Genomic DNA, 12,437 nt, shown 5'->3' on the forward strand with positions numbered 1-12,437 from the left:
ATTTTTCATGCCGCCGCGCTTACTTTCCGAAACACAATGCCGCGGCAATCCTGATATTCTTGATGGTTATCCATCCCTTCCACCGGCCGGAGCCCGCCGCATGCTGACCCGCGAGTTCGTCCACACCTTCCGCGAAGCCGCGCCCTACATCAACGCCTACCGCGGCAAGACCTTCGTGCTGGCCATGGGCGGCGAAAGCCTGCTCGACGGCGACTTCTCCAGCATGGCGCAGGACATCAACCTGCTGGTCAGCCTGGGGGTGCGCATCGTGCTGGTCCACGGCATCCGGCCGCAGATCGAAACCCTGCTGCAGCGCCAGGGCATCGCCCCCCAGTTCCACCAAGGCCGACGCGTCACCGACGCCGCCACCATGGACATCGTCAAACAGGCCGCCGGCGCCACCCGCCACGATGTGGAAGCGCGGCTGTCGATGGGCATGCCGCACTCGCCGATGCACGGCTCCCACCTGCATGTGGCCGGCGGCAATTTCGTCACCGCGCAGCCGCTGGGCGTGCTGGACGGCATGGACATGCAGTACACCGGCCAGGTGCGCCGGGTGGACGCCGCCGCCATCCGCCAGCGGCTGGACGCCGGCGAGCTGGTGCTGCTGACCCCGGTTGGCTATTCGCTGACCGGCGAAAGCTTCAACCTGACCATGGAGGAACTGGCCGCCCATGCCGCCATCGCGCTGAAGGCGGAGAAGCTGATCTACGTGGTCGAGGGCCGCGGCGTCGTCGAGCACGACGGCCAGTTGGTCAGTTCGCTGACCTCCCATCAGGCTGAAGAGATGCTGCAATCGGGCAGCCTGCCCGACGACGTGGCCACCTACCTGCCCTACTGCATCCGCGCCACCCGCGACGGCATCCCGCGCGCCCACTTGGTCAGCCGCCATCAGGACGGCGCGCTGCTGCTGGAGCACTTCACCCGCGGCGGCAACGGCACCATGATCGCCCGCGACCCGCTGGTCAAGGTGCGCAACGCCAGCATCGAGGACGTCGGCGACATTCTGGGCCTGATCCGCCCGCTGGAAGAACAAGGCATCCTGGTGCGGCGCAGCCGCGAGCGGCTGGAAGTGGAGATCGGCGAATACTCGGTGCTGGAGCACGACGGCAAGATCTACGGCTGCGTGGCGATGCACCCGTTCCCGGAGGCGGAAACCGCCGAGCTGGCCTGCCTCGCCGTGTCGCAGGAGAAGCGCGACGGCGGCTTCGGCGAAATGCTGCTCAAGCACGTCGAATACCAGGCGCGCACCCGCGGCCTGCAGTCGCTGTTCGTGCTGACCACCCAGACCTCGCACTGGTTCGTCGAGCGCGGCTTCGCCGAGGCCGACAAGAGCTCGCTGCCGCTGGCCCGCCAGCAGTTTTACAATTACCAGCGCCGTTCCAAGGTATTCGTAAAGAAGCTGTAACAATTAACGGCGATGATGCCGCCACGGTTGGAACGGCGCGGGCTCTGTGACACAATAGCCTGTTGTTTCAATCCGATTTCAAGCAAGGATTTCAAGCGATGAGCCGAACCGTTAACTGCATCAAGCTGGGCCGCGAAGCCGAGGGCCTCGACTTTCCTCCGCTGCCGGGCGAACTGGGCAAGCGCGTTTACGAAAGCGTGTCCAAGGAAGCCTGGCAAGGCTGGCTGCGCTACCAGACCATGCTGATCAACGAGAACCGTCTCAGCCTGGCCGACGCCCGCGCTCGCCAGTATCTGGCCAGCCAGCTGGACGCCTACTTCTTCGGCCAGGGCGCCGACGCGCCGGCAGGCTATACGCCGCCGCAGAACTAAAGCTGTGAACAAGCCCTCCAAGCGAGGGCTTTATTGTTTCCGATCACCGTCATTTTGGCTCGCTACCGTATGTCACAACCGCAAGACCTGCTGCTGAACCGTGAACTGGGACTGATAGAATTCAACCGCCGGGTCCTGGCCCAGGCGGAGGACCCGGACCTGCCGCTGCTGGAACGCCTGAAGTTCCTCTGCATTGTCTCCTCCAATCTCGACGAATTCTTCGAGGTCCGCGTCGCCTGGCTGCAGGATGCGTCCCACGCCACGCCGGACCGCATCCTGGCCGACGGCTCCACGCCGGAGCAGGCGCTGGTCAAGGTGGCCCGCGCCAGCCACCAGTTGGTGCGCGATCAATACGCGGTGATGAGCGAAGTGCTGTTCCCGGCGCTGCGCGAGCAAGGCATCGTCTTCCTGCGCCGCAGCGAGTGGACCGAGCAACAGCAGGAATGGGTGAAAAACTATTTCTTCCGCGAGCTGATGCCCATCCTGACCCCGATCGGTCTCGATCCATCCCACCCCTTCCCCAAGGTGCTGAACAAGTCGCTGAACTTCGCAGTGGAGCTGGAAGGCCGCGACGCTTTCGGACGCGCCTCCGGCACCGCCATCGTGCAGGCGCCGCGCATCCTGCCGCGGGTGATCAAGCTGCCGGCCGACGTCTGCGACGGCCGCCCGCACTGCTTCGTGTTCCTGTCGTCGATACTGCACTCGCACGTGCATGAGCTGTTCCCCGGCATGACGGTCAAGGGCTGCTACCAGTTCCGGGTGACCCGCGACAGCGAGCTGTCGGTCGACGACGACGATTTCAAGAACCTGCGCACCGCGCTGCAGGGCGAATTGCGCCAACGCCAGTTCGGCGACGCGGTGCGGCTGGAAATCGCCGACACCTGCCCGCAGCACATGGAATCCTTCCTGCTGACCCAGTTCAATCTGCAGCCGCGCGACGTCTACCGCGTCAACGGCCCGGTGAACCTGGTGCGGCTGATGCAGGTGCCCGATCTGGTGGACCGCGCCGACCTCAAGTTCGCGCCGTTCACCCCCACGCTGCCGCTGCCGCTGCAGAAAAAATCGAAGTCGTCGCCGCTGTTCGAAACGATACGCAAGGGCGACATCCTGCTGCACCACCCGTACCAGAGCTTCCAGCCGGTGATCGACTTCCTGACCCAGGCGGCGACCGATCCGCACGTGGTGGCGATCAAGATGACGGTGTACCGCACCGGCACCGACTCGGTGCTGATGGAGTCGCTGATCGCCGCCGCCCGCGCCGGCAAGCAGGTGACGGTGGTGGTGGAGCTGATGGCCCGCTTCGACGAAGAAGCCAACATCGGTTGGGCAAGCCGGCTGGAAGACGCCGGCGCCCACGTCGTGTACGGCGTCATCGGCTACAAGGTGCACGCCAAGATGCTGATGGTGGTGCGCCGCGAAGACCCCGGCCTGCACCGTTACGTGCATCTGGGCACCGGCAACTACCACCCGCGCACCGCGCGGCTGTACACCGACTTCGGCCTGTTGACCTGCAACGAGGAAATCGCCAGCGACGTCAACGACATCTTCATCCAGCTGACCGGCCTGGGCCGCGCCGGCAGCCTGAAACGGCTGTACCAGAGCCCGTTCACGCTGCACAGCATGATCATGGAGGCGATACAGCGCGAGACCGAGCACGCGCAGGCCGGCAAGCCGGCGCAGATCATCGCCAAGATGAACTCGCTGCTAGAGCCGCAGGTGATCCACGCGCTGTACCGCGCCAGCCAGGCCGGCGTGAAGGTACAGTTGATCGTCCGCGGCGTGTGCGCGCTGCGCCCCGGCGTGCCGGGCCTGTCGGACAACATCTCGGTGCGCTCCATCGTTGGCCGCTTCCTCGAACATCCCCGCATCTTCTATTTCTACAACGACCACAAGGAAGACCTGCTGATGTCCAGCGCCGACTGGATGAGCCGCAACTTCTTCCGCCGCATCGAAACCTGCGCGCCGATCCTGGACAGCAAGCTGAAGCGCCGCATCATCAAGGAGGCACTGCGCCTGTACCTGGAAGACAACGTCAACAGCTGGGAGATGCTGTCCGACGGCGGCTACAAGCGCCGCTCCAGCCGCGGCAAGCCGCATTGCGCGCAGCGCGAGCTGCTGGCCTCCTACACCGGCAACCCCGAGGCGGAGTAAACGCATGGAAATACTCGGCTATATCGCGGCCGCGCTGATGGTGCTGGCCGGCCTCGCCGGCACCATCCTGCCCGCCATTCCCGGCCTGCCGCTGATGTTCGGCGGCTTGCTGCTGGCGTCCTGGCTGGACGGCTTCAACCACCTCGGCGCCGTCAGCCTGACCGTGCTCGCGGTGCTGGCCGCGCTGGGCCTGCTGATAGATTTCGTCGCCGGCCTGCTGGGAGCCAAGGCCACCGGCGCCAGCCGCCAGGCGCTGTGGGGCGCCTTCATCGGCAGCCTGGTCGGCATGTTCTTCGGCATCGCCGGCGTCATTCTCGGCCCGCTTCTCGGCGCCGTCGTCGGCGAATTCATCGCCCGCAAGGATGCGTTCCAAGCCGGCAAGGTCGGCGTCGGCACCTTCATCGGCTTCATCGTCGGCGCGGTGGCCAAGGTGGCCTGCGCATTCGCGATGCTGGCCACCGCCGCGCTGGCGCTGGCGCTGTAACCCCCCTGGCCATGCGGATGGACGGCGCGGCCATCCCGCACCAGGCGCGAAGATTTTGCTATGCTGCTGCGATCGATAGCGTCCGCCCCTTCAGCCGAGGACATTCGCCATGGCACTGCAGCACCTGATCTACGTCAGCACCGCCCGACGGGAGCTGAGCAACGCGGAACTGGAAACCTTGCTTGAGTCCTGCGTGCGCCACAACCTGCAGAACGACATCAGCGGCGTGCTGCTATATGGCCCCGGCAACTTCATCCAGGTGCTGGAAGGCGAAGCCGAAGCAGTCGCCGAAACCTACCAGCGCATTCTGGACGACCCCCGCCACCACCATCTGATAGAAATCCTGCTCGAGGACATCGAACGGCGCAGTTTCGCCAACTGGCGCATGGGCTTCACTCGGCTGGACGATGAAGCCATCCGCAGACAGCCTGGCTTCGTCGACGTCTACGGCCCTGACTTCCAGCCCACGCGGCTGGCGGAGCGGCCGACTCTGGCGATGAACATGCTGCTGAGCTTCCGCGAAAATTGCCGCTGACCGCCGCACCGGCGCTCATCCGGAGCGCTGGACCCGCGCGGATTTCGTTATAATCGCCGATTAGCCCCATCCAACCAATGTGAACGCACTCATGGCCCAATACGTGATGTCGATGCTCCGCGTGAGCAAGATCGTCCCGCCCAAGCGGCAAATCATCAAGGATATTTCCCTCAGTTTCTTCCCCGGCGCCAAGATCGGCCTCTTGGGCCTGAACGGCGCGGGCAAATCCACCGTGCTGCGCATCATGGCCAACGTGGACAAGGAATACGACGGCGAGGTGCAGCACCTGGCCGGCGTCAAGATCGGCTACCTGGAACAGGAGCCGAAGCTGGACAATGACAAGACCGTGCGCGAAGAAGTGGAAAGCGGCATGGGCGACGTGATGGGCGCGCAAAAGCGCCTGGAGGAAGTGTACGCCGCCTACGCCGAACCGGACGCCGACTTCGACGCGCTGGCCGAAGAGCAAGCCAAGCTGGAAGCCATCATCTCCGCCGGCGCCGGCGACAATGTGGCGCTGCAGCTGGAACTGGCCGCCGACGCGCTGCGCCTGCCGCCATGGGACGCCAAGATCGGCCCGCTGTCCGGCGGCGAGAAGCGCCGCGTGGCGCTGTGCAAGCTGTTGCTGTCCAAGCCGGACATGCTGCTCCTTGACGAGCCGACCAACCACCTGGACGCCGAATCGGTGGAGTGGCTGGAGCAGTTCCTGGTGCGCTTCCCCGGCACCGTGGTGGCCGTCACCCACGACCGCTACTTCCTCGACAACGCCGCCGAATGGATCCTGGAGCTGGACCGCGGCGAAGGCATCCCGTGGAAGGGCAACTACTCGTCCTGGCTAGAGCAGAAGGAAGAGCGCCTGGCGCAGGAAGCCAAGAGCGAAGGCGCCCGCATGAAGGCGATGAAGCAGGAGCTGGAATGGGTACGCCAGAACCCCAAGGGCCGCCAGGCCAAGTCCAAGGCGCGTATCGCCCGCTTCGAGGAACTGTCCAGCTTCGAAACCCAGAAACGCAACGAGACCCAGGAAATCTTCATCCCGGTGGCCGAGCGCCTGGGCAACGAGGTAATCGAGTTCGACGGCGTGTCCAAGGGCTTCGGCGACCGCCTGCTGATCGACAATCTGAGCTTCAAGGCTCCGCCGGGCGCCATCGTCGGCATCATCGGCCCCAACGGCGCCGGCAAATCGACGCTGTTCAAGATGATCGCCGGCAAGGAACAGCCGGACAGCGGCGAGGTGAAGATCGGCCAGACCGTGCAGATGGCCTTCGTCGAACAGAGCCGCGAAGGCCTGGACGGCGACAAGACCGTGTTCGAGGACGTGGCCGCCGGCGCCGACCTCCTGACCGTCGGCCGCTTCGAGATGTCCAGCCGCGCTTACCTCGGCCGTTTCAACTTCAAGGGCGCCGACCAGCAGAAGAAGGTGGGCATGCTGTCCGGCGGCGAACGCGGCCGCCTGCACCTGGCCAAGACCCTGCTCAAGGGCGGCAACGTGCTCTTGCTTGACGAACCGTCCAACGACCTCGACGTGGAAACCCTGCGCGCGCTGGAAGACGCGCTCTTGGAATACGCCGGCACCGTGTTCGTGATCTCTCACGACCGCTGGTTCCTGGACCGCATCGCCACCCACATCCTGGCGGCGGAAGGCGATTCGCAGTGGACCTTCTTCGACGGCAACTATCAGGAATACGAGGCCGACAAGAAGAAGCGCCTGGGCGAGGAAGGCGCCAAGCCCAAGCGCATCCGCTACAAGCCGATCAGCCGCTGATCCGCTGCGCATCGCCAAGCCCCCGCCCGCGGGGGCTTTTTGCCGCCCTCAGTCCAGATAGCGCGCCACGATGCGAGCACTGGTACCGTCGTCGCGCAGCTGCTTGAGCGCGACGCCCAGTTTTTGCGCCACGTCTTCCGGCATATTCCGGCTGCAGGCCAGGTAGATGCCGGTGCTCTGCAATTTCAGGGCCTCGCGTATCGGCACGCCGCCGCTGCCCTGCTTCTTCACCATGTAGCGCGCCACCGGACTATGCACCGCCCAAGCCTCGGCCACGCCGCTGCTGAGCTCGCGGTAGGCGTCCTCGGTAGTCGGCAGCTCGGAAAACGCCACCTGATGCTGCCGCAGCCAGTCCGCCATCGACGAGCCGAGCAGCGTCACCACGCGCAAGCCCTTCAGATCCGCCACGCCGCGAAGCTGCAGCTTGCTGCCGGCGGCCACGAACAGCGATTGGCTGCTCTCGTCTATCAGCCCCACCCAGCGGTAGGTATCTTCGCGCTTGGGCGAACGGGTCAGCGGCAGCAGGCAGCCGCTTCCCTCAGCCTGCACCTGCATCTGCGCCCGCTTCCAGGGCAGATCGACATATTGCGCGCGCACTCCGCTGCGCGCCAACGCCTGCGCCAGCAACTCTACGGCGATGCCATGGGGGGGACGGTCGGCGCCTTCGCGGATCACGAAGGGCGGGTAATCCACGGTATACAAGTTGATTGATGGCTCCGCCCGACAAAGGGAACCTATGCAGCACAAGCCAAGCCAAAACCATTTCCTCATCGCGAAGCCCCGTTCCTCCCCGCGCCCGGACAGCAGCCCGGACAGCGGACGGTGATAGAATCCCAAACCATGTCCTTGCGTACCCTTATTCTTTGTAGCAGCTTATTGCTGGCTGCCTGCGCCACCCCGTCCTCGCCGAGCGCGCCTGCGCCGGCGGGTTATTACCGCGTGCAGCCGGGCGACACGCTGTACCGCATCGCCCGCCAGAACAAGCAGAGCGTCGCCAACCTGGCGCGCTGGAACCAGTTGGCCGACCGCTCCAGCATCCAGGCCGGCCAGTTGCTGCGGGTTCAGCCGCCAAGCGGCGCGGCCAAGCCCGCTCCATCCGGCGCCGGCAAGCCTGCGGCGTCGAAGCCGGCGGAGACCAGGCCGGCCCCGCCGCCGGCGAAGCTGGACATCAAACTGCAATGGCCGGCCGACGGCGCGCTGATTTCCGGCTTCGACGGCAACCGCAACAAGGGGCTCGATCTGGCCGGCAAGGCCGGCGACCCGGTGCGCGCCGCCGCCGCCGGCAAGGTGATATACGCCAGCAAAGGCATACGCGCCTACGGCAATCTGCTGATCGTCAAGCACAATGAAAACACGCTGACCGTCTACGCCCACAATCAGAAGCTGTTGGTGCAGGAAGGCCAGCAAGTGAGCGCCGGCCAACAGATCGCCACCATGGGCGACTCCGGCGCCAACCGGGTGATGCTGCACTTCGAGCTGCGGCTGGGCACCCGGGTGGTGGATCCGGCCGCCTACCTGCCGCCGCGCTGACCGCCCGCGCGGGCCGAGCGCGAATGGCCCGCCAGGCTCCGCTTGCCCGCGGCGGCGGCTTGGCCTAAGCTCGCCGCTGTCGCACCCTCGCTCCAGATACAATGAGAACAATCAGCCTGATGCTGTTATGCGCGCTGCTGGCCGCTTGCGCCGGCACCCGCCCCCTGCCGTCTTCCGCGCCGGCGCTCCTGCCCGAAGCCGCGCCGCCGCCGGCGGAACCGCTGCCCCAGCAGCCCGCTATCGTCGAGCCGCCGCCCGCCGCTCCCGCAACGCCGCCCGTCAGCCCGCCCAAGCCGCCGCCGGCCTCGCGCGCCTTCATCGCCGCAGCCGTGCCGGGCAATGCGCGCGACCGCCAGGGCTGGATCGCCGACATCGACGGAGCCTTCCGCCATCTGCAGATTCCCGCCACCGCCGACAACGCCTGCGCGCTGGCGGCGGTGATCGAGCAGGAATCCAGCTGGCAGGCTGACCCGGCGGTGCCTGGCCTGCCCAAGATCGTCTGGGGCAAGATAGAAGAGCGCGCCCACCGCTACCTGGTGCCGCTGACTGTGGTGAAAGGCGCGCTGCTGAAAACCTCGCCCAATGGCCAAAGCTACAAGACGCGGATAGACAATCTACGCACCGAGCGCGAGATGAACCTGTTGTACGAGGACATGTCGCGCGAAGCGCAGAAGCTGGGCCTGCCGCTGGACATGAAGAATCCGATACGCACCGGCGGCCCGATGCAGGTCAGCGTCGAATTCGCCGAAGGCCACGCCAGAGTCTGGCCCTACCCCTATCCGGTGCAGGGCAGCATCCGCCACGAGGTGTTCAGCCGCCGCGGCGGCGTCTATTTCGGCGCGGCCATCCTGCTGCAGTATCCCGCCCCGTACCAGGACATGCTGTACCGTTTCGCCGACTTCAACGCCGGCCGCTACAGCAGCCGCAACGCCGCCTTCCAGGCCGCGCTGTCCCGGCTCTCCGGCCGCAAGCTGGCGCTGGACGGCGACTTGTTGAACTACCAGGGCAATGCCGCCTCCGGCAGCCAGCAGGCGGCGCTGTCGCTGTCCGGTCGGCTGGGCATGGGCGCCGCCGCCATCCAGCGCGACCTGCGGCTGGAAAAGAACGCCGCCTTCGGCCAGACCCCGCTCTACCGCCAGGTGTTCGCGCTGGCGGACAGGCAGGCCGGCCGCGCGCTGCCGCGCGAACGGATGCCGCAGATCGACCTGAAAAGCCCCAAGATCAGCCGCAAGCTGACCACCGAGTGGTTCGCCAAGCGGGTGGACGGCCGCTACCGCCAGTGCCTGGCCCGCGCGGCAGGCGCGCGCTGATGCGCAAGCGCTGACGGCGTCATATAATTGCCCGCGCGACGGCCGGTCTTCCGGCCGTTCATGCATTCAAAAAAAACAGCGGCGACGCCGCACTTGCTCAGGTTAATCCCATGCGTTCCACATTTTCCTATTTTCGCGGCTCGCTGCTGTTCGGCATCGTCGTGCTGGCCGCCGTCGCCTGGTACGGCCATGCGCGCGGCGGCGTCGAGCTGGCCGGCGCCTTCCTGCTGACCGCCGCGGTGCTGGCGGTGCTGGAAACCAGCGTCTCCTTCGACAACGCGGTGGTCAACGCCACCGTGCTCAAGGCGATGAGCCATCGCTGGCGGCAGATCTTCATGACCGTCGGCATCGCGGTGGCCGTGTTCGGCATGCGCGTGTTGTTCCCGCTGTTGATCGTCTCTACCGCCGGCGGCGTGTCGCTGGCCGAGGCCTTCGCGGTGGCCACCAAGCAGCCGGAGCGCTACCAGCAGATCATGCACGACAGCCACCTGATGATCATGGGCTTCGGCGCCACCTTCCTGCTGATGGTGGTGATTGAATATTTCGTCAAGCACGAGAAGGATGAACACTGGCTGCCCGGCATCGAGCCGCTGCTGGCCAAGCTGGGCAGCGTGGAAAACGCGCAATCGCTGGTCACCATTGTCGTCGTCGCCGCCATCGCCGCGCTGCTGCCGGCCGGCCAACGAATGGCTTTCATCAGCAGCTGCTTCTGGGGCTATGTGGCGTTCATGGTGCTGCACATGTTCAAGCAGCTGTTCGGCGGCGTGGACATCCAGACCGCCGCGGCCAAAAACGGCCTGATCGGCTTCGTCTATCTGGAGGTGCTGGACGCCAGCTTCTCGATGGACGGCGTGATCGCCGCCTTCGCCATCACCAACGATTTCTGGCTGATCGCCGCCGGCCTGGGGATAGGCGCGATGTTCGTGCGCTCGCTGACCCTCTACCTGGTGGAGCGCGATGTGATGGGCCAGTTCAAATACCTGGAAGTTTCGGCGTTCTGGGCGATCGCCGCGCTGGTGGCCATCATGTTCGCCGCCGCCCTGCACGTTGAGTTGGGCGAAGTGACCACCGGCCTGATCAGCGTCGCCATCATCGGCCTGGGCGTGCTGACCAGCCTGCCCTCGCGCAACAAGCGCTGAGCCGCTGCCCCGGACAGGAAAAAGGCCGGGGTTTCCCCCGGCCTTTTTCCATCCCGACCCGGCGCCCCGCGCGGGGCAACCTGGTCAGGCGGAAGTGCTCAGCAAAGCGCCGACGCCGGCATTGGCGCCGGGCTGGTTCTGCTGCAGATCCTTGGCCAGATTCTGCAGGAACGCCTGCAACGAAGAAGACTGCCCAGACTGTCCCGAGGTCAGCCCCAGCGCCTGCTGCAGGCTCTGGAACGCGGACTGGATGCCCGAGGTGGCATTGTTTTGCGTGCCATTGGCAAGGTCTTGCAGCAGTTGCTGCAGATTGTTCTGCAAACCGCTGTAGCCGCCGACCGCCGCGCCGCCATCCTGATCCCGTCCTCCGGTGTCGACATCGCCGTCATTGTCGGAGGCCGAAGCCGAGGCGCCGGAGGAAGACGCGCCCTCCTGCTGCAAGGCCTGGAACAGCGAATGCATGAAGGTGTGTATCGCCTGCTGGCTGCTGCCGGCCGCGCCTACGGCGCCGTCGCTGCCGCTGTCGGATGCCCCGCTGCCGTCGCTGGAGGAGCCGGACGAAGCCTGCTGCAGCAAGCCTGATTGCTGCAAGGCCTGCAACACGCTCTGCGCGAACTGGCCGCCGCCTCCCCGGTGGTGATGGCCGCCGCCGCCCTGGACGGCGCCGCTGCCCGCCGACTGTCCCGAATCCGAAGAGAAGCTTTCCTGTATGTCCACTTGCGTGTACTGCAAAGAAATGGAGCTATTGCCGAGAGAACTAACTGACATGACGCTCTCCTTCCAAGGAAGAACCGAATGGCCCACGCCCAGCCTGCGCTGATATCGGTATATCGGCACCCAGACTGCGAAGCACAGCAACAAAATGCAAATCTTTGTTAATTCAAGGAAAACATCAAAATGGCCATTACGCAAGGTTGATCAGCATCGGCCCATCCTGGCCACCAATCAAACTCAGGCGGAAGTGTTGACCAGAGAGCCCAGAGCCCCCGACGAGTTCAGCGGGCTGTTTTGCAGGGTGACCAGATTTTGCAGAAAATCATGCAATGAGCCCTGCCGCGACATGGAGGCGGCGGCCGAGCCGCCCAGCGAATGCTGCAGATCGCGGAAGGCCGAAGCCAGGTTCTGCGTGGCGCTGCTCTGCACGCCGTTGCCGACATCCTTCAGCAGCTTCTGCAGATTGTCCTGAAACGCGCCATACCCATCGGATGGCGAGCCCAAGCCCCCGCCGGAATCGCCGCTGGAGAAACTCTCGGCCTGCACTGCCTGGTATACCGCATGGACAAAGGTATGAAGCGCCTGCTGGGCCGCGCCGGCCTGGGTCTCGCCGGATGCCCCGCCGACCGCGCCAGGCCCGGACTCCCCCGCCGCGCTCGAGGCCGACACATTGATCCCGCTCAGCTGCAAAGCCAGCACGACGCTTTGGCCGAAGCCGCCGGCAGATTGGCCGCCAGAAGGAGCGCCAACGGTCTGCGACGCATCAGCGCCATTCTGGGCCAGCGGAGGTGAAAGCGGATTGATCGCAGGCGCGTAGCCAATGGACGAGAAGGGGTTGCTGATGGCGCTGATGGACATGGCACTCTCCTCTCAACCAGTGCCACGTCCGCGTTCCAGCCAGCAAAACCCGAGCCGCCATCCGGAAATAGGAAGCACCAGTATATTTTAAATGATAAATACATATACATTGCTTCACTATAAGCACAGGATGGTAGGCAGGCCGCCTCAACCCCATAGGTTAAGTATTGCTACTTAG

The 12,437-nt window shown here is 65.3% G+C and carries 12 protein-coding genes; 9 read left to right on the forward strand and 3 right to left on the reverse strand.

Going from position 1 to position 12,437, the window contains the following annotated elements:
* Positions 1-100 precede the first annotated feature (100 nt).
* From argA to ettA, 6 genes are all read left to right on the forward strand, one after another.
* Entirely contained in the window at positions 101-1,408 is a 1,308-nt protein-coding gene (gene argA / locus VA599_RS05425; protein WP_021475090.1) for an amino-acid N-acetyltransferase, read from the forward strand.
* Positions 1,409-1,506: 98 nt separating this feature from the next.
* Positions 1,507-1,779 carry an oxidative damage protection protein gene (locus VA599_RS05430; protein WP_021475089.1) on the forward strand — a complete coding sequence of 91 codons (273 nt, stop codon included), beginning with the start codon at positions 1,507-1,509 and terminating at the stop codon, positions 1,777-1,779.
* 69 nt (positions 1,780-1,848) lie between these two features.
* Positions 1,849-3,930, forward strand: a complete 2,082-nt coding sequence (ppk1, locus tag VA599_RS05435) for a polyphosphate kinase 1 (RefSeq protein ID WP_346787882.1) — start codon at positions 1,849-1,851, stop codon at positions 3,928-3,930.
* A gap of 4 nt (positions 3,931-3,934) precedes the next feature.
* Positions 3,935-4,414: a DUF456 domain-containing protein gene (locus VA599_RS05440; RefSeq protein WP_346787883.1), complete on the forward strand. Its 480-nt coding sequence runs from the start codon at positions 3,935-3,937 to the stop codon at positions 4,412-4,414.
* A 109-nt stretch (positions 4,415-4,523) separates the two neighbouring features.
* Positions 4,524-4,949, forward strand: coding sequence for a BLUF domain-containing protein (locus tag VA599_RS05445; RefSeq protein ID WP_021475086.1), 426 nt, complete (start codon positions 4,524-4,526; stop codon positions 4,947-4,949).
* A gap of 91 nt (positions 4,950-5,040) precedes the next feature.
* Positions 5,041-6,708: an energy-dependent translational throttle protein EttA gene (ettA, locus tag VA599_RS05450; RefSeq protein WP_346787885.1), complete on the forward strand. Its 1,668-nt coding sequence runs from the start codon at positions 5,041-5,043 to the stop codon at positions 6,706-6,708.
* Positions 6,709-6,756: 48 nt separating this feature from the next.
* Here ettA and VA599_RS05455 read toward each other — a convergent pair whose 3' ends face one another.
* Entirely contained in the window at positions 6,757-7,401 is a 645-nt protein-coding gene (locus VA599_RS05455) for a substrate-binding periplasmic protein (RefSeq protein WP_346787991.1), read from the reverse strand.
* Between the two features lie 147 nt (positions 7,402-7,548).
* On the opposite strand from VA599_RS05455, the gene VA599_RS05460 reads away from it, so the two are divergent.
* The 3 genes from VA599_RS05460 (at position 7,549) to VA599_RS05470 (ending at position 10,687) form a co-directional block, all read left to right on the forward strand.
* Positions 7,549-8,238 carry a LysM peptidoglycan-binding domain-containing M23 family metallopeptidase gene (locus tag VA599_RS05460; RefSeq protein WP_031295324.1) on the forward strand — a complete coding sequence of 230 codons (690 nt, stop codon included), beginning with the start codon at positions 7,549-7,551 and terminating at the stop codon, positions 8,236-8,238.
* Positions 8,239-8,339: 101 nt separating this feature from the next.
* Entirely contained in the window at positions 8,340-9,548 is a 1,209-nt protein-coding gene (locus VA599_RS05465) for a DUF1615 domain-containing protein (RefSeq protein ID WP_346787886.1), read from the forward strand.
* A 110-nt stretch (positions 9,549-9,658) separates the two neighbouring features.
* Positions 9,659-10,687 carry a DUF475 domain-containing protein gene (locus tag VA599_RS05470; RefSeq protein ID WP_346787887.1) on the forward strand — a complete coding sequence of 343 codons (1,029 nt, stop codon included), beginning with the start codon at positions 9,659-9,661 and terminating at the stop codon, positions 10,685-10,687.
* A gap of 84 nt (positions 10,688-10,771) precedes the next feature.
* Here VA599_RS05470 and VA599_RS05475 read toward each other — a convergent pair whose 3' ends face one another.
* Positions 10,772-11,455, reverse strand: a complete 684-nt coding sequence (locus VA599_RS05475; protein WP_221663537.1) for a hypothetical protein — start codon at positions 11,453-11,455, stop codon at positions 10,772-10,774.
* Between the two features lie 183 nt (positions 11,456-11,638).
* Entirely contained in the window at positions 11,639-12,259 is a 621-nt protein-coding gene (locus VA599_RS05480; RefSeq protein WP_346787888.1) for a hypothetical protein, read from the reverse strand.
* Positions 12,260-12,437: the final 178 nt, after the last annotated feature.

The sequence above is a fragment of the Chromobacterium indicum genome, assembly GCF_039708975.1.
GTDB lineage: Bacteria > Pseudomonadota > Gammaproteobacteria > Burkholderiales > Chromobacteriaceae > Chromobacterium > Chromobacterium piscinae.

Excerpts from the sequence above, each read along its gene's own strand:
- VA599_RS05475 (WP_221663537.1), bottom strand. The coding sequence starts at position 11,455 with ATGTCAGTTAGTTCTCTCGGCAATAGCTCCATTTCTTTGCAGTACACG.
- ppk1 (WP_346787882.1), top strand. The coding sequence starts at position 1,849 with ATGTCACAACCGCAAGACCTGCTGCTGAACCGTGAACTGGGACTGATA.
- VA599_RS05430 (WP_021475089.1), top strand. The coding sequence starts at position 1,507 with ATGAGCCGAACCGTTAACTGCATCAAGCTGGGCCGCGAAGCCGAGGGC.
- VA599_RS05445 (WP_021475086.1), top strand. The coding sequence starts at position 4,524 with ATGGCACTGCAGCACCTGATCTACGTCAGCACCGCCCGACGGGAGCTG.
- VA599_RS05480 (WP_346787888.1), bottom strand. The coding sequence starts at position 12,259 with ATGTCCATCAGCGCCATCAGCAACCCCTTCTCGTCCATTGGCTACGCG.
- argA (WP_021475090.1), top strand. The coding sequence starts at position 101 with ATGCTGACCCGCGAGTTCGTCCACACCTTCCGCGAAGCCGCGCCCTAC.
- VA599_RS05460 (WP_031295324.1), top strand. The coding sequence starts at position 7,549 with ATGTCCTTGCGTACCCTTATTCTTTGTAGCAGCTTATTGCTGGCTGCC.
- ettA (WP_346787885.1), top strand. The coding sequence starts at position 5,041 with ATGGCCCAATACGTGATGTCGATGCTCCGCGTGAGCAAGATCGTCCCG.
- VA599_RS05440 (WP_346787883.1), top strand. The coding sequence starts at position 3,935 with ATGGAAATACTCGGCTATATCGCGGCCGCGCTGATGGTGCTGGCCGGC.
- VA599_RS05465 (WP_346787886.1), top strand. The coding sequence starts at position 8,340 with ATGAGAACAATCAGCCTGATGCTGTTATGCGCGCTGCTGGCCGCTTGC.
- VA599_RS05470 (WP_346787887.1), top strand. The coding sequence starts at position 9,659 with ATGCGTTCCACATTTTCCTATTTTCGCGGCTCGCTGCTGTTCGGCATC.